At 36.4% G+C, this 19,432-nt stretch carries 11 protein-coding genes and 3 pseudogenes; 6 read left to right on the plus strand and 8 right to left on the minus strand.

Annotated features, from left to right (window positions below; translation table 11 throughout):
- Positions 1-63: 63 nt before the first annotated feature.
- Positions 64-768: a hypothetical protein gene (locus H4J65_RS11435; RefSeq protein ID WP_182198260.1), complete on the minus strand. Its 705-nt coding sequence runs from the start codon at positions 766-768 to the stop codon at positions 64-66.
- A 167-nt stretch (positions 769-935) separates the two neighbouring features.
- Here H4J65_RS11435 and H4J65_RS11440 point away from each other — a divergent pair, with 167 nt between their 5' ends.
- The 3 genes and pseudogenes from H4J65_RS11440 to H4J65_RS11450 form a co-directional block, all read left to right on the plus strand.
- The gene (locus H4J65_RS11440; protein ID WP_310649936.1) at positions 936-1,202 is read left to right on the plus strand and encodes a transposase; all 267 of its coding nucleotides are present in this window, start codon (positions 936-938) and stop codon (positions 1,200-1,202) included.
- An 878-nt stretch (positions 1,203-2,080) separates the two neighbouring features.
- On the plus strand, positions 2,081-2,680 hold the full coding sequence (locus tag H4J65_RS11445) for a hypothetical protein (protein ID WP_182198261.1): 600 nt from the start codon (positions 2,081-2,083) through the stop codon (positions 2,678-2,680).
- A gap of 411 nt (positions 2,681-3,091) precedes the next feature.
- Positions 3,092-3,394, plus strand: a pseudogene (locus H4J65_RS11450) (IS4 family transposase); the annotation flags it as partial.
- A gap of 28 nt (positions 3,395-3,422) precedes the next feature.
- Here H4J65_RS11450 and H4J65_RS11455 read toward each other — a convergent pair.
- The 4 genes and pseudogenes from H4J65_RS11455 to H4J65_RS11465 form a co-directional block, all read right to left on the minus strand.
- Positions 3,423-3,747 (minus strand): annotated as a pseudogene (locus H4J65_RS11455) (IS3 family transposase); the annotation flags it as partial.
- Positions 3,748-3,759: 12 nt separating this feature from the next.
- Positions 3,760-3,907, minus strand: a pseudogene (locus H4J65_RS18300) (transposase); the annotation flags it as partial.
- A gap of 223 nt (positions 3,908-4,130) precedes the next feature.
- Complete coding sequence (gabT, locus tag H4J65_RS11460; RefSeq protein WP_182198262.1) at positions 4,131-5,408, minus strand: 4-aminobutyrate--2-oxoglutarate transaminase; 1,278 nt, start codon at positions 5,406-5,408, stop codon at positions 4,131-4,133.
- A gap of 105 nt (positions 5,409-5,513) precedes the next feature.
- Complete coding sequence (locus H4J65_RS11465; protein WP_182198263.1) at positions 5,514-6,971, minus strand: NAD-dependent succinate-semialdehyde dehydrogenase; 1,458 nt, start codon at positions 6,969-6,971, stop codon at positions 5,514-5,516.
- A 100-nt stretch (positions 6,972-7,071) separates the two neighbouring features.
- On the opposite strand from H4J65_RS11465, the gene H4J65_RS11470 reads away from it, so the two are divergent.
- Both H4J65_RS11470 and H4J65_RS11475 read left to right on the plus strand, forming a co-directional pair.
- Complete coding sequence (locus tag H4J65_RS11470; protein ID WP_182198264.1) at positions 7,072-7,992, plus strand: LysR family transcriptional regulator; 921 nt, start codon at positions 7,072-7,074, stop codon at positions 7,990-7,992.
- A gap of 473 nt (positions 7,993-8,465) precedes the next feature.
- The gene (locus H4J65_RS11475; protein ID WP_182198265.1) at positions 8,466-10,532 is read left to right on the plus strand and encodes a CapA family protein; all 2,067 of its coding nucleotides are present in this window, start codon (positions 8,466-8,468) and stop codon (positions 10,530-10,532) included.
- Between the two features lie 31 nt (positions 10,533-10,563).
- Here the strand turns inward: H4J65_RS11475 and H4J65_RS11480 are convergent, their stop codons facing one another.
- The 3 genes from H4J65_RS11480 to H4J65_RS11490 all read right to left on the minus strand — a co-directional run bounded on the left by H4J65_RS11480 (position 10,564) and on the right by H4J65_RS11490 (position 14,200).
- A complete protein-coding gene (locus H4J65_RS11480; protein ID WP_182198266.1) occupies positions 10,564-11,466 on the minus strand; it encodes a LysR family transcriptional regulator in 903 nt (300 codons plus the stop codon).
- A gap of 221 nt (positions 11,467-11,687) precedes the next feature.
- Positions 11,688-12,899 carry a sodium/glutamate symporter gene (gltS, locus tag H4J65_RS11485; RefSeq protein WP_182198267.1) on the minus strand — a complete coding sequence of 404 codons (1,212 nt, stop codon included), beginning with the start codon at positions 12,897-12,899 and terminating at the stop codon, positions 11,688-11,690.
- 23 nt (positions 12,900-12,922) lie between these two features.
- Positions 12,923-14,200 (minus strand): diaminopimelate decarboxylase, encoded by a 1,278-nt coding sequence (locus H4J65_RS11490; RefSeq protein ID WP_182198268.1) that lies wholly within the window; start codon positions 14,198-14,200, stop codon positions 12,923-12,925.
- 350 nt (positions 14,201-14,550) lie between these two features.
- Here H4J65_RS11490 and H4J65_RS11495 point away from each other — a divergent pair, with 350 nt between their 5' ends.
- Positions 14,551-19,332 (plus strand): NAD-glutamate dehydrogenase domain-containing protein, encoded by a 4,782-nt coding sequence (locus H4J65_RS11495; RefSeq protein ID WP_182198269.1) that lies wholly within the window; start codon positions 14,551-14,553, stop codon positions 19,330-19,332.
- The last annotated feature ends 100 nt before the right edge of the window (positions 19,333-19,432 follow it).

Genomic DNA, 19,432 nt, shown 5'->3' on the forward strand with positions numbered 1-19,432 from the left:
AATGTGTTATAGATCAAGTAGCTACATTGATATGTTGGGCGGAAAGGTTCCGCCCAACATTATTTAAATATTAATGTTTTTTCTAATTGTTTCTGAACTTTTCCCTTGTGCTACTGGCATCTTAGCTATGCTTTGTGCAATCCATGATTTGGATTTACTCGGGTGTTGTTTTTTAAGGTTAATAGCGGCTTTCTGAATGGCTCTATATGTTTTTAATGTGTTCTCTTTTCGCTGTTCAACCTTACACGTATTAGGAACAGAGCTTTTCCCTTCAGATTTACTTTTTATCAGGTCTAAATCGAAATACATCAACTCATCACCAGGTAATTGAGTTAATTTAATAATAATAGTTAATGGCTCATCCTTTGGGGATGTGGATGATTGAATACTACTTGCTTCAAATAATATGGATGCATCTTGCCAATATTCACGATTATTTATAAAAGCCCACATTGCTTGGTTATGTATTCCATTGATTGATCGTATTTTTTCATTAAAATCAATATTGTCATGCTTTTTCGCCACAGCGGTTAAAGCTTTAATTCCCGCTCTCGTGGCTAAAGAATGAATTTGCTGAAAGTCTGATTCAATATTGCTACGAGCTATATCTTTTAACAATAGAATAGCGTTAATTAAAAGGTCGGTGTCATGCTCGCGAAGAGGATCAGAGTCTACATCTAAATCAATATTTTCGTGTTCAAAATATTTATTTAAAAATACATTTGAAACTACTTTCATAAATTGTTTTGATGAATATTTTCCGCTCATAAGTAAACCTTAATATGATAGATTTTCATAAATAAAAACCTATCATAAGGGTTAAGTAAAATATTCCGAAACAATACTAAGAAGTTTTATAAAGTATTTTAATGTCTAATATATTCAAGGCTAGTTAGACGAGTTTTAATTTCTAACTGGAATTTTTCCATTCCGCTATCGGCAGATACAGTAACGGTAAAAAGAAAAGTAAAACAAATACAAAAAATGGCAATAAATATTTAGCTTGGGCTTTTATAGAGGCTGCTCATTTTGCGATCCGTTTTAACGATACTGTTAAGCGATACTATCAACGTAAACTGGCTAAAAAATCTATCGTCATTGCAAGAAAGACAGTTGCTCATAAATTAGCGAGAGCCTGCTATTACGTAATGAGAGATCAAGTTGAGTTTGATGTTAATAAAGCATTTGGATATTCAAAATGATGACATAATCTTTAGCTTCAAATCAAGAGGTTGAGTTTTTATCCTGTGTTGGTACAACCATAATTCTGATTAAACATCCTCTTGACCCTTTTAAAACTTTTTGTTCGAGGTTGATATGCCTGTGCTTTGAGCCCTTAATGTCTGGATACGCCGAAGGTGTAAACCAGTATTCTGTCAAAGTGATTAGCTAACAAGCTAACATCATTAACGGCATGGACAAAGTACGGCACTAAATGATTTCTGAGGCAAAAACTGCCAAGGGCTGTCGTTATCTATTTAATAACTAACGACAAAGGCCTTAATTCATATGGGTGACTGGTGCATATTAATTGACACTACACTAAGAGATTTTTAGGTGCATAACAGCAAACAAATTGATAAAGCCTACGGGCTAAAATAATTGATTAAAAGATCAAGGAATATTGCTTTGCCCTTGACAAGAGTTTTCTAATGGGTGACACAGGGGGCTATCGAACATGTAAAACATGCCTATCACATCTTTTTGACGTGTCCCTTAAACCACTGAATTAAAAGTTTATACCGTTCGTATTTGTGGTTTTATTTTTCTATAGCTACCAATAATATTTCTGCTTTTTCAAGGCGTTCCATCGCTAGCTTTCATCTAATTCAATTGATGTGAAATATCTATAATCAGTGCCTCCCAATTACGCTTCAGTTTGCTACTTTAAAACTATAATTGTTGACGAAAACGGGTGTTGGGTATCTAGAAGTATAAATAGTATTTTAAAGTAATATAGTGTGATTGATTCGTAGCACGAATCCAAAAAATAGTATTAATTTTATTTTGTTCATTATTGACTATCCTCTCATAAAACCCTCTAATATGTCGCAGTGTAATAACAATAAAAAGGTGTTGTATGGCTATTCAAAATATTACTGATAGCGCATTACTAGTAAATAAGTCACGAAGAACAATTCAGCGATACATAGCTGACGGCAAGCTAACAATGGCAAGAGATACATTAGGTAAACCACAAATTGACACTACTGAATTAATACGTGTTTTCGGTCCGTTATCTAAGGTGTCGCAGAAAATAATAGCTAAAAAGTCACAAGGTGTCGCAGCGAAATCATCAAAAAAAAACTCTATTAATTTAACACCTGATGAACTCGAAGGTATAATTACTCGTGCTGTAGAAAAAGCACTGAGTAAAGCGATACCGCTATTGATTGAACATAAGAAAACAGCACCAATAGTCGAAGAAATTATACCAACGACTCCAGTAGACCATAAGAAAAGAAAAGCAATACTACCAATAAATAAACCTTTCATCGCTAAAAAGAAAGAACGTAAAAATGGTTATGCCGCTGCTTTTGGCCTTCCTAATGTTATTACCGAGGTTATTCATTTACAGATAATGAAGTTACATGGTGAGGGCTTAACATCTCGAGAGATTGAAAAAGATGTCAGTGTTAGTCTAGCATCAATACAACGGACGATTAACGTTAGTGCCTAAAGCAATTAGTGAATCCGATAGAATAAGTTGCTAGGGAATAGATGGTCGACATTGGGAAGGTATAATCACCTAACGCTCACTTTTGCCACAAAGCCAACCTTAGCATTTTAGAATTTATACTGAAAAGTTTTGTATGTTTTGATCTAGAGCTGATAGCAGACGTTTGATACAGATAAGAACATCTGTACCTTGCTGATAATTTTTTGCCAATCCTTCGTTAAGTCTGAGTGATAACTAAGCCACCACAGCGGTCGTTCATAATAAAATTATTAATGCTAACTTTGTGCGCAGTGTTGACGTTAACTAATAGCTATTCATAGGTTGGATCTTAAGGAATAAAACAATTGAATTCATGCTCTGAATTTGATCTGATAGTAATCGCCAAACCACTATCTATCCCAAAAGCAGAGCATGAATAAACATAATACTGAGTTAAACAAAATAACGAAAGTGCTTAACGATTTTAATATTAACGAAATAGGTAAAACAAGCCGTTTTTGTAGCCGTAAACGCATAATAAAACCCTTCGAATTAGTCATGTCGTTAATAACGGCACTAGGTGATAAATCGGTAAGCACCGTGACAGATTTACACCGATATTTTGTGACGTTGACGGAAACTGATGTTCAATATAAACCGTTTCACAATCAGCTGAGTAAACCTGAATTTAGCCTGTTGATGAAATCATTGGTCGATGTGGCGTTAAGCAAATGGTAGCAACAAATACGCGGCACAGAAGTCACATCAATCTAGCAATCAGCCCAAGCGCACGATACAACCGTTCAACACGTTTCTTACCGATGTTGTATCCTTGCTTTTGTAAGGTCTTAAATATGTGAGGACTACCATAGCGTCTTTTATTTCTGTGAATATGTGTTAGATTTTTGATTTAAGCTCCATATCTCCTATCGCACAGGAACACAGTTGACGTTCACACCAATCGTAATCGCCACTTTTAAATACATCAAAAAAAGCCAGTAACTTTACAACTTTTATGTCGTTCTGATTTTTTCGATGAATCTATATCGGCTTGATGTTCCTCTGCAAGAAACTGTTGCCACTTTTTTGGTTTTTTTTGACCCACTACTTTTTATATTTATCCACCACAATGATCTCTTCACGATACTCTTTTCTCCATTGTGACAACATAAATGGGTGTATGTCGAGTTTTTCAGCAACGGATTTTATGGTAACGCCAACAGTAAAACTGAGTTGAGCCGCGTTAATTTTGAACTCATTTGAATACTGCCAAGTTCATCTTAGATTATTGTACTGGGGCATAGAACACCTCATCTTTAGTTAGATTTTGGTGTCCGTTAAAGCGGGGGAAGATCACAATCCGTTTGAAAGCGTGTTATTAGCTAGCATTTTGAACCACAAGCATTTTTTTTGCAATGTGCGATAAATTCCAACTCAATAATTCGCTAAACGCACTCAGAAAACCAGTTCACTAAACTAGCTCAGTAAACAAGCGCGTAAAGTCATTTAATCCTTCTGTTGCCAATTCATCACTGATGGTTAAGGCAGGTAAAAAACGAATAACATTGCCGTAAAATCCACAGGCTAATAACACTAAACCGTATTTGGCCGCGTTAGCAATTATTGCTTGCGTTAATTGTGTATTAGGTTGCTCAGCATCACCATCAATCATAAGTTCCATAGCAATCATTGCCCCTTGATTCCTCACCTCTAAAATAAGCAGTGGATACTGCTTTTTTAACAGGCTTAAGCGTTCGTTAAATATTGATCCTATTTGATTTGAACGCTCGATCAGATTTTCCTCTTCAATCACCTCAAGCACTGCTAACGCCGCAGCACATGCAACAGGAGAACCCCCATAGGTGCCACCTAAACCACCAGGTAATGGCGCATCCATAATATGACTTTTACCCACTACTGCTGCAATAGGAAAGCCACCGGCAATGCCTTTAGCCATGGTCATTAAGTCAGCTTCAACCTCTGAATATTCAAAGTTGAACATTTTACCGGTACGACCAAAACCTGTTTGAATTTCATCGGCAATTAAAACAATTCCATGCTCATCGCACATTTTACGTAACGCTTGTAAAAATTCTGCAGGCGCCTGATAGAAGCCTCCTTCTCCCTGAATAGGTTCAACAATTATCGCGGCTACATCTGTAGGGGCAATATCTACTTTAAATAAATTTTTCAATGTCTTGAGGGATTCTTCTACACTAATGCCATGACAATTAATGGGGAACGGCGCATGAAAAATATCGCCAGGGAAAGGGCCAAATAAGTTTTTATAGGGGGTGATTTTCCCTGTTAAGGCCATGGTTAAGTTTGTTCTGCCATGAAAGCCACCATTAAAGGCAATAACACCACGACGCCCGGTATGAGCACGCGCTATTTTCACACAATTCTCAACGGCTTCAGCGCCTGTTGAAACAAAAATTGCTTTTTTTTCTGAATTCCCCGGCGCAATCGCTATTAATTTTTCTGCCAGCTCAACCGCCACTTCATAAGGGTTGACCATGACACAAGTATGGCTAAATTTATCAAGCTGCGCTTTCACTGCCGCTACTACCTTAGGATGACTATGGCCGGTATTACACACAGCAATACCTGTACCAAAATCAATGTATCTTTTACCTTCCACATCCCATATTTCTGAGTTTAGCGCATGCTCTACATAAACTGGATACGTGTTACCTTGACCACGGGCGATGGCTTTTACTTTTCTTGCTTGTAATTCTGCATTGTTCATAATGTTACGCCTAATTTATTTTTCTTTTGCATTAATAAATAATGATTTTTTTACTGCACTCCTGACAATTAAGTCGATTTAAAGCGCAAATAACGTGGTTAGCTATTACTTATCTAATCCCCCCATGCAGAGATATTTAATTTCTAAGTAGTCATCTAAACCGTATTTCGACCCTTCACGACCATTTCCTGACTGTTTCATTCCGCCAAAAGGCGCCGCGGCATTTGAAATAATGCCTTCATTAATTCCTACCATGCCATATTCAAGCCCTTCTGCGACTCGCCAAATACGGCCAATATCACGAGCATAAAAGTAAGATGCCAAGCCATAAGGACTATCATTTGCCATCGCGATTACCTCGGCTTCATAGGTAAAGCAAATAATGGGAGATACTGGACCAAATATTTCATTTGCTGCGATTGGCATATCATTGGTCACATTGGTCATTATGGTTGGCTGGTAAAAGTTCTCACCTGCTTGATCAATATTGCCACCTAAGATTATTTTCGCTCCTGCAGCAACCGACTCTGTCACCAGTTTATTGACACCATCTGCGGCAGACTTTGAGATCATAGGCCCAATATTTATGCCATCAGTTAAGCCATTACCAATATTGAGCGCAGCAACACTAGCCGTCAATTTTTCAGTAAATTCTTTAATTACCCCTTGCTGAACAAAAATGCGATTGGTACAAACACACGTTTGCCCTGCATTACGATATTTAGAGGCGACAGCGCCTTGTACGGCGGCATCGATATCAGCATCATCAAAAACAATAAAAGGCGCATTGCCCCCTAACTCCATCGACACTTTTTTCACTGTACTGGCACACTGCGCTATTAATAATTTCCCCACAGCCGTAGAGCCTGTAAACGTGAACTTAGCGACATCTGGATGTTGGGTTAATACCTCACCCATACCGTGTGCATCATCACCGGTAACCACATTAAATACTCCCGCTGGAATACCAGCACGCTCAGCGAGCTCAGCCATAGCTAAGGCTGACAATGGTGTTTGGGCGGCCGGACGCACAACAAAAGTACAACCTGCAGCAAGTGCTGCCGCTGCCTTTCGAGCAATCATCGCATTCGGAAAGTTCCAAGGGGTAATAGAAGCAACAACGCCAACGGGCTGCTTAATAACAATAATGCGCTTATCTGCTGATGGCCCAGGAATGGTGTCTCCGTAAACTCGCTTACCTTCTTCAGCAAACCATTCAATAAATGCCGCGCCATATGCAATTTCGCCTTTCGCTTCAGCAAGGGGTTTTCCTTGCTCAAGGGTTAAAATTCGCCCTAAATCATCTTGGTGTTGCATCATTAAATTAAACCAGTTTCGCAATAAGTGAGCACGTTCATTCGCTGATTTTTCTGACCACATAGCTAATGCTGCTTTTGCTGATTTGACCGCGAGTTCGGTTTCAGCAATGCCCGCATTACTGACCTTGGCAATAACATCACCCGTAGCAGGATTAGTGACGTCAAACTCAGTTTCGCTGCTGTGCCAACTACCATTGATATAGGAAAAGTGCTTAATTAATTTAGGGTCTTGGATGCCTTGCATGATTTTCTCCAATGCAAAAAATGAATAATGCTATTGAATAGTAAAGTTAACTCGGGTTAAATACTAAACATTAAACCTTTAGTTTTATGGTGGTAAAACATTGAGTGGATTTTCAATTATTCCCAAACCTATTACTGAATATGATTTACGCTTATTACGTATTTTTATTTCAGTGGTCGAGCATGGCGGCTTTTCAGCGGCAGAAAAAGCCTTAGGGGTAACCCGATCGACTATTAGCGTGCATATGTCAAATCTTGAAACACGCATGAAACTTAAGTTATGTTTACGGGGGCGAGGCGGTTTTTCATTAACTGAAGATGGACAAGCGGTGTATCGAGGCGTGATCGATTTATTTGATTCACTCAATGATTTTTCTTTGTTGGTTGGTACGTTAGGGAAAGAGCTTAGTGGCGAGCTGGTTATTCTGTGCGCCGATAAGTTAGATAATACCACCGAACGAAAGCTTGCTCAGGTGATCGCGTTAATACACGACAGTGCCCCGGATTTACACCTTGTACTTGATGGTGACTCGATATCTAATATTGAAAAACAGCTCTTAAATGATAAAGCCCATGTGGGTCTTTTCCCACAATATCAAGAAATTGATGTCCTGGGTTATTCATCACTGTTTCAAGAGCCAGTGTATTTGTGTTGTGGCAAAACGCATCAATTCTATAATATAGTTGATAGTGAAATAACCGCAGCAATGTTAGCAGAAGTCCCGGCCGTTCATCCAGGGATTGATATTGACTCTTTCGGTCGAGAACAACTAAAAAAGCTTAATTTAGCAGCAAAAGCTTATCAATTTGATACGCGAAAATCGATGATTTTATCCGGTCGTTATTTAGGTTATATGCCAAGAAGTTATATTCAGAAGGAGCTTAATCAAGGTGAAATCAGAATTATTCAACCAAGTACGTTAACTTACCAATTTAACTTGTCTTTAGTGACAAAAAAATCGCCAAGAGAAGTAAAGAAAGTGGCGTTAGCTAAAGAAAAATTTAATCAGATATTTATTTAAATCACCTTGCGCTTTAGACCTTATGAGCTGAGTTTGATTAAGGAACATAAGATAGGGTTAAGCGACGACTAATCCTGTACTTTGTATCAGCTTAACCTCCCGCGCTATCATATTTAATGTGGGTTTGTTTTTCTGCAAACAATACGCAATTAATTCTGACAGCATATTTATCATACAACCATTGATACTGCGGTGTCTAGAATGTTTAATATACGCAATATTTTTAGATGGTCATTGATGGTTTCAATCATAAATCGCTTGTGGAACATCGCTTTATCCCAAAGAGAAAGTCTACTTTTTTCATGTTGTTTCGAACATTGATAATTAGCCCTATGCCTTTTTCCCGCGCCAGTTAATATTATTAAGGGCGTTAATACATACACTGAGGTTATATACTTTCGAACAAATTGAATGAGAATGTTAAGCTGATCCCTATATACTAATATTAAATTTATTCCCTATTTGGAAAGTATATGTCTCGTATCGTGTTAGTAGCTCTCTGGTTTCTTCATTGCTGCTTCGTTGTAAATGTTAATGCTAGTGAAATATTTACAATAAAGGGTCGAATTTTAGCTGAAAATAATAATCCGATAGCAAGGGTTCACGTTAAAGTTGGTGAGCAGCAGGTGCTCTCTGATAAAACGGGGCGATTTAATATTGAGGTACAGGTTAATGATTTATATCAAATTAATCTTACTAAAAAAAACTATTTCAACAGCGTTCAAACGTTTAGTCATTTCGAACTAAACACAAATAATCAAGACTATGGAGAAATAACTGATATAACGCTCGTTGCGAAAAAAGACTCTCGGGTAATGCTCGCTTTTGGTGGTGATAGCATGATGGGACGTCGTTTTTATAAACCCTATTTTGGCGACGAGGTGCTACTAAATCTAGAAAGTAAACTGCCGGATAGTAAAGCTATTGTTAAATATATAAAGCCCTATATGAGCATAGCTGACTACGCTGCGGTCAATTTAGAAACTCAAATAGCTAGTTCATTACCTGGCGAGCGTGCACCTAAATCGGTTACTTTTTATTCTCAACCCGAAATACTCGATGCATTATCATGGGCAGGTATTGATTATGTTTCATTGGGAAATAATCATACTTACGATTATATGGATTCAGGACTTAAATCGACTATTGCTTTTTTAGAAAATAGCACTCTTGATTTTTCAGGTGCTGGTTTTAGTGAAAAAGACGCCCTAAAAGCACACCAAGAAACAATAAATAATACTGACTTTTCAATGCTAGCCTATGTAGGTTGGGAAGGCAGTAAAGAACCATCACAAACGGCAAATCATCAACATGGCGGTGCAGCGTTTGGCTCTATGGATAATATTGCTCATTCGGTTAAACAAGAAGTAAATCAAAATAGAACAACCATAGTGCAATATCATGGCAGTCAAGAATATGCCAATAACCCTACAGGTGTTACTGAGCAAAGGTTAAAGACTGCTTTAGATAACGGCGCAGCGCTTGCTATTGCTCACCATCCTCATGTTACCCAAGGACTAGAACTATATGACGGTAAATTAATCGCTTATTCTATGGGTAATTTTATTTTTGACCAAAACTTCAGTGCAACTCAACACAGCTTTATACTTTATGTGTGGTTAGATCAGGGTAAGTTCCATCGTGCTGAAATTGTACCTTTATATGTGAAAGGTTATAAGCCAACGCCTGCAACAGGTATGAACCGATATACCGTGATGAAGCGATTAACTGAACTATCTAAAACTCGAAATACTTATATTAGCCAATCAGGTGGTCATGGGATTATTACCGTTGAAAATAAAGCACCAAGGAATAAAACTGAGCAAGTTGCGTTATCAATAAACAAGGATGAAAAAATAATCAGCTTGTATAACACACCATGGCAGGCACAATTACGCCAAATATTATTGCCTGAAACTCAATTAAAATATCGTTTAGGAACAAATTTAATTAATGGCAGTGATTTTGAAAGTTTTGATTATTTTGACGGTCCTGAACGTGGTTGGTTATATGACCGTCAATTGACATCATTGAATCTATATGGAGCAAGTGGTCATAAAAGCCTTGCTTTGTCATTACAGAATGAACAAACCGCTACGTTTGGTATGCAAAGCTTCAAACGTGTATACACGCCAAGTAGCCAAATGACCATTAAAGCTAAATTTAAAACCACTAATACCGTCAAAGTTAATTATTATTGGCAAGGAAGAAAAAAACGACAAAAACTATTTGATGCGTTCAAAAACAGTAAAAAGCATTTAATTAATTCTGTTGAAATTACAGGTAACGGTGAATGGCAAAATATGGAAGTAGATTTTAATTCACCAAGAATTGGCTATAAAAGCTATCGGGTACTGGTTGAATTTGAATTACTCAACGGTAACAAAGGACAAGTCGATATTGATGATTTTGCATTAATAGAGTGGCAAAGTGCTTTTAGCTCAAACCCTAAAATTAATTTCTTTAGTATTAAAAGCCGGCAACCTGCTTATATTGGTTTAAATAATCACACCAACAAAACTATAGTTTTGAAATATTAACCATTACATTTAAAAACTCATTAAAGATCCGCTACTCTTTAATGAGTTTTTTATTTTTCGATATTTCATTATGCAAAAACGGAATAAATTCTTCAGTAACTTTAGATAAATTTCGGTTTTCTAAATGCAAGGCATTAACACTGAAATTTAAAGGTGGATCAAAAGACGCCATTGCAATATTGTCAGACAAATTTCCCTGTGCAGTAAATTTATCCACGATGCAAATGCCTGCGCCTTGAGCCACTAACCTTGCAGCAACAAAGTAGGTTTGAACCTTTATTAGCGATTCAAGTTTTACATTATCTTTCATCATACGTGTCCATAGCAAATCACCTAACGGGCCACTTTCACTAATATCTATATACTCAAAATCTTGTAGTTGACTTAATGTGAGTTTATCTGGGCAATGAGGAAAAATTTCCTTTGGGTAGACAATGACTAGCTCAGATTGGGCAAACTCAATAGATGTCACACCAGACATTGCGTTGGGTGAAAACAAGATAGCTAAATCACATTTGTGCTCTAATAACGCTTGCATTACCCCATCGTTATGCATCGTTTGTACATTGAAATTAACTTTTTGATATTTTTGATGGTATTTTGCAATAGCATTTGGAATGGCATCAAAACCTAATGCTGGCGTAAGCCCTATGTTTATATGACCATATTCAGACTTTTTAATATTTTCAGCGGTATTTTTAATTGAGCGCATTTGCTGATAAATTTTATCTACTTCACCAAATAACATTTTAGCTTCATCTGTTGGTATTAAACGCCCCTTCACCCGTTCAAATAAATTAAAGCCTAATTGCATTTCAGCATGTGATAAGACCTTGCTCACTGAGGGTTGTGAAACATGCAATATTTTAGCTGCATTAGTAATTGAGCCAGTAGTATAAATAGCATGAAAAATTTCAATATGTCTTAAGCGCATATGGTTATCCCTATAAAAGCCTTATGATTAACATAGCAGTAAGTTATGTGGTTAACTCTTTTGTATTTGAGCTTTACCTATAACTTTAGGTTATAGCTTAGTGTAACGAAAGAAATTTATTCGCTCTTTTAATTATTATGGTTACAAAGTTAATGGTGTCAGTCAAAAATGGTTAACTTTATCAGTTAACCATTTTTTGATTTATGGGCATCGCTTGGTAATTAATTCCCAATAAAGGGTAAACTCAAATAGAGTTGTATTACCAAGGCATTAGTAATATCGATGAAAAACGCGCCCACTAAGGGAACAACTAAAAACGCTTGTGGAGAAGGACCATGACGTGCTACTAGTGATTCCATATTAGCAACCGCTGTCGGCGTTGCTCCTAAACCGAAACCACAATGGCCACCAGCGATAATTGCAGCATTATAATTTTTACCCATGACCCTAAAGGTAATAAAGTAAGCAAATATCATTAACATAGCTGTTTGAATAAATATAATAATAACCATTGGCCCCGCTAAATTTGCCAACTCCCACACCTTTAACGACATTAGTGCCATAGCAAGAAAAATAGAAAGCGACATAGTGCCCCATAAATCTATACAAGCTCTGCTAATAGAATATCGCTTAGACCAGTCACATAAGTTAGTGGCTAAAACGCCGAACAATAAAGGCATTAAAAAAGCAGGTAATACGACATCTAGTGACTTTAAATGCAGATAGAAAAAGTGGCCTATTACAATGCATAATAAAATAACAAACAGAGTTTCCAACATTTTTTTGGGCGTTACTAAGTCATGATCTTCTGGGTTAAAGGTAATAGTATCGTCAAGTTCTTCATGGTATTCGTCAGCCTTTAAGTCATAACGCTTAATTAATCGTTTGCTTACTGGTCCACCGACTAAGCCACCTAGCACTAACCCTAAGGTCGCGGCAGCCATGGCTAATTCAAAGACACTTGACGGCATATTATATTCGGCAATAAATAAATCAGCATACGTTGCGCCGTTACCATGCCCACCTGATAATGCGACTGAGCCACCAATAAGCCCCATTAATGGATCCATGCCAGTGGCCATCGCCAAAGAAATCCCTAAAGCATTTTGTACTAGTAAGTACATGGTAGCTACACCTAAAAAAAGCACAACTTTAGGGCCACCTTTAAGTAATAAAGAATAGCTAGCACCTAAACCTACGGTGGTAAAAAACATCGTCATCAATGGATTTTTAAAACTCATATCAAACTGAAAATTAATATCGAACATACTGTGAACTAAAGCGGCAAACAGTGAAAAAGCTATACCACCAACCACAGGTTCAGGGATATTATTATTTTTTAAGAAGGCTATTTTACTATTGAAAAAGTATCCTGTAAAAAGGATCAATAGTGCTATCACTAATGTTTCAATTAAATCTATTTCGATATTCATGACTTAATACTCAATGCTTATTTTTACATTTTGTTTAATACATCTTCTATAGTGTCAGCTTGGCGAATACATTCTATTTGTAACGCATCGTCCTTCCCATAAACACTATAAACGCCAATTCTTGGTAAGCTATTGTAATCAAAGTGATTACTAAAATAATACCCGCCAGTGTCGTGAACCATCACATAATCATTTGCAACTAATTTAGGTAATGCTTGATTGACGCAGATCAAATCACCAGCAAAGCAGCAAGGTCCCGCAACATCGGTAGCAACTAACTCAGTATTATTAGCTGTTCGCTCCTCGCCAGTTGGCAAATAACCTGTGACTCGAAGAGGCCATGACTTAGGCAAAAAAACCGTTCTGGTGAGTATTTGAGCGCCCGCATGGGTGATTGCTATATGACGATCACCCGAATTTTTGGTGTATTCAACCCGAGTAATAATCACCCCGTTTTTGGCTACGATAGCGCGACCAAATTCTGTTTTTACTTGGTATTTATCCGTAAAAATTAATGGCACTGTCGCTTTTAAAATATCAGCGTACTCTTGAAAGCTTGGCGTTACTTCATCTGAAGCAAAGTTTACCGGTAAACCCCCGCCTATATCTAAGCGAACGACTTGTTGATGGCCAACCAATGCATTAATTTCTTCTGCTAAATCAGTAATAACCTTAACACCACCTGCCATAAGTTCTAATTCACAACCTTGTGATCCAGTGTGAGTATGAATACTATTTAACCACGGACGTTCTTTATAGATATTAATGAGTTGTTGACGATTATTACCGTCAGTCAAAGCAAAACCGAATTTAGAGGTTGCCGTTGCTGTACTGGTGGAGGCTATTTGACCACTACCAATTTGAGGGTTAACACGAAAACCAATCACTGATTGAGTTTTTGGAAATTCTTTTATTAGGTGATCAATGCGTTCTAGCTCTTGCAAGTTATCAATATTAAGTGAAATGTTATGCTTAATACAGGTATGCAGATCAACCATGGTTTTAGCAGGAGAATCAAAGATTATATCTTTAGTACTAAAACCTGCTGCACGGGCAATCATTAATTCACCAGGGCTCGCAACTTCAGCTCCCATGCCATATTCACGCAGCGGCTTTAATACGTTAACTAAAGCGTTGGCTTTTACTGCGAAGGTATGGAAAAAATTTTGAGGAAATGCAGCATAAGCATCATTAACGGTTTTTTCTAGCCCATTTAAATCCATGACCCCTATAGCTATTAGATTTTCATCAATTATGTTTGCTCTGATAGCACTGTTAATTATTTCTTGTTTTCTGCTCATTATAGGTATCTTATTTTATTTGATTACAGGAAAAATGTCGTTATGACATTAAGGTCTATATTCATTGAATACCTTTAAGATAAAGTAGCCTTGCAAATAACGATATTAGTTAATCTTGTGTGTTATATAACCTAGGGTTATGTGGTGTTTGAATTGTGTAATGTTCCTACAGCGTATATATATGTGTGTCGCTGAAAGTACAACGTAAGGTTATACCTTATAAAAACAAATGAATTTGCTAGAAAAAGCGCGGCTAGCTAGAGTTTAATTATATTTGCAATAGCAATGAAAACAGCACAATAAGGCCCTATTCCTGTAAGCCTTATTTAATTAAACTAAGGTAATTTATCGTGATTTCGACTACCGATTCAAAACTAACTCAATACATTAATGCAAATTACAATGAAGCAGACAGCCAAGATTTCGTCCTGTTTTCTCAACAATTATTTGACTGTTCGTTAAATAACGATATTCAGGCTTTAACATTGCCACAGCGTTACCAAATAGCATTACCTATGTGGAAAAATTTTTCTAATCATGAAGGCAATACCGACAAAGTTATCATTGATAGTTTATCACAACAGGGAATTTCAGGGCATGGTACTGTCTTACACATTATCACCAAGGATAAAGCATTTCTTGTTGACTCTATCTTTGAATTGATTGATTCGCTTGGCTATAAAACAAGTGTCTTTCTTCACCCCGTAATAGAAAATATAGTAAGTAGCCAAGCCTTATCTTCCACAACTCATATCCAGAGTAATGTACAAGCCTATAATGAATCAATTCTGTATATTGAATTAATGGATCAGCTTAATAATAGCGCTAAAGCATCACTTGTCGATAAAATTCAACAACTGTTATCTGATATTTCTGCGGTGACTAGTGATTGGTTAGGCATGCTAAGTCAAATTGAGTTAGTGATGTGTGCCAATAACCAAATAAATAAAAACGATGTTCTTAATAGTTTTATGCAATGGCTTGGCCAAGATAACTTTGTTTTTTTAGGGCATTACATTTTTCCAATCGATGAGACAAGTGGAAATAGACCAGATAAAAGAAGCTTAGGTATATTAAATAAAAGTGACCGTCAGCTCACATTGGGCTATAGCGAATTAAAAATTATTAATCAAGAGCTAACCACATTTATTACTGATGATTCACCCTTATTAGTTTCAAAATCTAATTTAAAATCTACAATTCATCGACATGACTATTATGATCAAATCAACGTCAAAGAATTTTCTGCCCAAGGAAACGTTATTGCTGTTCATCGATTTATTGGTTTATTTACACAAGTTGCAAATAAATTAAGTCCGAATAAAATCCCCTATTTAAAATTTAAACTAGACGAAGTTTTACAGCGATTATCATTGAAAGTTGATAGCCATAATTACCGTAAATTCACTAATATTCTAGCATCTTTACCTAAAAGAGAATTATACGAAAGTAGTGTTGATCAACTTTTAGTGTTAGCAAAAGGAATTTACAACCTCAATGCGAAGAGCAAGTCAGGCATATTTATTAGAGAAAACGAATTTAATCAACAAGTTTCTGTATTGGTGTTTGTATCGAAAGAAGCTTTTTGCACAGACTTACGTGATGACATTGAAAATGAATTAGTTTCTACTTTTAACGGTAAAATATTATCTCGTCATTCAATGCTAAATGATGATTATCTAGCACAGTGGCATTTTATTGTTGAAAAAGATAAATGCTCAACTAGCTCAATAGCAATATTAGAGCTTATTTCTAAAATAGAAGTAAAAACTCAAAGTTGGAATGAAAATTTAACGACGTTGATTAACCAATATTGGCCTTTAGAGAAAAGTACAGATATTGATAAAAAATATAACAATGCTTTTTCAAAAAGTTATCAAGAGCAATTTTCAGTAAATGAAGCAATAGAAGCTATAGATTGCTTAGAAAAACTTAACCAAGGCAACCAATACCAGTTTCAAATTTATCGACTAAATAAAAATGATGAAAATAGGTTAAAGCTTAATGTTTTTACTTTTGATCAAAGTATTACCTTGAGTGATTCAATCCCAATTTTAGAACATTTTGATTTTAAACCTTTAGATGAATTTAGTTTTAAAGTTCAAGCTAACAATCTAAATAGCTCGGTCAATAATATTTATAGCTATACGCTTGAATACTCTGCCAATAGTCATGTTGACATTGTCGATTTTAAAACAAATATTGAAGAAGCATTGTCACAAGTTTGGGCGGGAGATATTGAAAATGATGGCTATAACAAGTTACTTTTATCCGCAAATATAAATATTAGACAAATTGTTATTATTCGCTCATATGGTAAATATTTACGACAACTTGGCTTAGGTTATAGTGAAGAGTACTTTCAACAAGCGTTAATTAACCATCCTGACATTGTTAATTATTTAATCCGTCTTTTTGAAGCGCGTTTCGCTTTAAATAGCAATTCAATAGAGCAGCGAAATACGCTTGCTAATGACATAAAAGATCGCCTATCACAAAGTCTAAACAAGGTTGAAAAAATTGACCATGACCGTATTCTTCGTAATTTTATTGCCGCAATTTCAGCGACGGTCAGAACAAACTTTTACCAGTTTTCACCAACAAATAAAATAAAGGGTTACTGTTCATTTAAAATTCGCAGTGGTGAAATTAAAGATGCACCTCAACCAAGACCTTACGTAGAAACGTTTGTTTATGCACCCAAAGTAGAAGGTGTTCATTTGCGCTTTGGCTTAGTCTCTCGTGGCGGCTTACGTTGGTCTGATCGTAGTGAAGATTTTAGAACTGAAATCCTTGGTTTGGTGAAAACGCAACAAGTTAAAAATGTAGTGATAGTACCACAAGGCGCGAAAGGTGGTTTTGTACCTAAGTGCCTACCCGTTAATGGTACCCGAGAGGATATTACCAATGAAGCCATTGCCTGTTATAAAATATTTATCTCCGGATTATTAGACTTAACCGATAATAATACCGCTGAAGGTATTGTAAAACCGATAGATGTAGTGTGTTTTGATGGCGATGATAGTTATCTTGTTGTCGCAGCAGATAAGGGTACTGCTACATTTTCAGATATCGCCAACGACTTATCTAAAGCGTATGGCTTTTGGTTAGGTGATGCTTTTGCCTCAGGTGGCAGTGTTGGATATGACCATAAGAAGATGGGGATTACTGCAAAAGGAGCTTGGGTTTCTGTACAAAGACATTTTAGAGAAATGAATGTTGATGTCCAAAATGATGAATTCAATGTCATTGGTATTGGTGATATGTCAGGCGATGTCTTTGGTAATGGTATGTTATCTTCAAAATTAATCAAACTTGTTGCAGCCTTTGATCACCGCGATATTTTTATTGACCCTACCCCCAACGCCTCCTTAAGTTATGAGGAACGAGAAAGATTGTACAATCTCCCTCGTTCATCTTGGTTAGATTATAAAGATGATTTAATTTCTTCTGGCGGCGGCGTATATAGCCGAACCTTGAAATATATCCCTCTATCAAATGAAGTAAAAGCATTATTAAATATCAATGTGAGCATTGATAACTTATCACCAGATGAATTGATCCGCTACATTTTAAAATCTCAAGCTGATTTGTTATGGTTTGGTGGTATAGGAACTTATGTAAAAGCAAGTAATGAAATAAATACAGAAGTGGGTGATAAAGCCAATGATGTATTACGAATTAATGGCAATGAATTGCAATGTAAAGTGATTGGCGAGGGAGGCAACCTGGGTTGTACTCAATTAGCCCGTATTGAATTTTCAAAAGCCGGCGGGAAAATTAATACCGATGCCATTGATAACTCTGCTGGGGTTAATTGTTCTGATAATGAAGTTAACATTAAAATATTATTAAACAGTTTAGTTACTCAAAAATCACTTACTCAGGATAAGCGTGATACCTTACTAGAAAACATGACATCTGCAGTAGGTACTATGGTATTGCGTAATAATTATTACCAAGCGCAAGCCTTAAGTATTGATGAAGCCAATAGTCAGTTTTATTTTGATAGCTTTACTCGTTTAACCCATTATTTAGTCAAAAGTGTACAGCTAAATAGAACTTTAGAGTATCTGCCTGATGATGATGAACTACAAGCACGTAATATAGCTAAACGTGGCCTTACACGACCTGAACTTGCGGTACTAATGGCCTATTCTAAAATGGATGTTCATAACGCATTATTGAAACAAAAAACGCTAATAGCAGATCCCTATTTTGAAAAATATTTATTATTGGCATTTCCAGAAATTTTAGCACAGCAATACCCTGAATATATTGTACAACATCCGTTAGCGCAGCAAATAATTGCCACCAGTGTTGCTAATGAAATTTTCAATCGCGGTGGTATTCATGCTGTTCGAGAACAAACAGGAGCAACCATTGCGGAAATAGTAAAAGCATTTATTATCGCCAAAGAAGTCTTTTTGCTCGATGATATTTGGAATGAAATAGAGTCGCTGGCAAATAGGGTAAGTGCTCAAGTACAAATAAACATGATGATTGAAGTCCAACGTTTTTATCGACTTATGGCCATTTGGTTTATCAATAATGCCAACCATCTTGACAGCATTGCAACCATAGTAGAGCAATATTCCCCTGAAGTTGCTACTTTACAACAACTTGATGATGACAAGATAATGTTACCTTTTTCTCCTGTAGAACAGTCTTTATACCAATTAAAAAAAGAAACATGTGGCATGGGTGTAGTGGATAAAATTCACCAATTAAAAGTCGCTAGTGTGGTTTTTTGTGACATTGTTAAAACAGCATTTGAGCTTAAATTATCAGTAGAAAGTATATTACCCTGTTATTGTAAAGTTAGTGAATTGCTCGGTCTTACTTGGTTAATTGAGCAAACCGAAAAGGTTGAAACGAGTGATCATTGGTCAAGGTTAGCTCGCTTTTCTTTATTACTCGATTTGCTGGAATTTCGTGAAAAACTGGTTGTTAAAATAGTCAAAAGTTATCAAAATGAAGAGCCTGACGTTGCAATTGAGCTGTGGACCAACAGCAAAAGTTCAGATCTAAATAGACTCAAGCGTGTCATTGATGATTTAAAAGTAGAAGGCGTTGTTTATATTGACAAGCTTTACTTTGCCAACAGACAAGTAAGGGCTTTACTCTCCTAGATAGTTTGTTTTTCTATTAGAGAAAAACAAACTATAACCTAAGGTTATAGTTTTGCTATAAAGCGTTAATTGTTTAAATGATGGTTTCCGTTCATGGTTA

The sequence above is a fragment of the Colwellia sp. MB02u-9 genome, from assembly GCF_014077085.1.
In the GTDB taxonomy this organism is placed as follows: Bacteria; Pseudomonadota; Gammaproteobacteria; order Enterobacterales; family Alteromonadaceae; genus Cognaticolwellia.

Bases quoted from the DNA above. Each gene is read 5' to 3' on its own strand.
- gltS (WP_182198267.1), bottom strand. From the start codon at position 12,899: ATGAATATCGAAATAGATTTAATTGAAACATTAGTGATAGCACTATTG.
- H4J65_RS11465 (WP_182198263.1), bottom strand. From the start codon at position 6,971: ATGCAAGGCATCCAAGACCCTAAATTAATTAAGCACTTTTCCTATATC.
- H4J65_RS11490 (WP_182198268.1), bottom strand. From the start codon at position 14,200: ATGAGCAGAAAACAAGAAATAATTAACAGTGCTATCAGAGCAAACATA.
- gabT (WP_182198262.1), bottom strand. From the start codon at position 5,408: ATGAACAATGCAGAATTACAAGCAAGAAAAGTAAAAGCCATCGCCCGT.
- H4J65_RS11435 (WP_182198260.1), bottom strand. From the start codon at position 768: ATGAGCGGAAAATATTCATCAAAACAATTTATGAAAGTAGTTTCAAAT.
- H4J65_RS11445 (WP_182198261.1), top strand. From the start codon at position 2,081: ATGGCTATTCAAAATATTACTGATAGCGCATTACTAGTAAATAAGTCA.
- H4J65_RS11475 (WP_182198265.1), top strand. From the start codon at position 8,466: ATGTCTCGTATCGTGTTAGTAGCTCTCTGGTTTCTTCATTGCTGCTTC.
- H4J65_RS11480 (WP_182198266.1), bottom strand. From the start codon at position 11,466: ATGCGCTTAAGACATATTGAAATTTTTCATGCTATTTATACTACTGGC.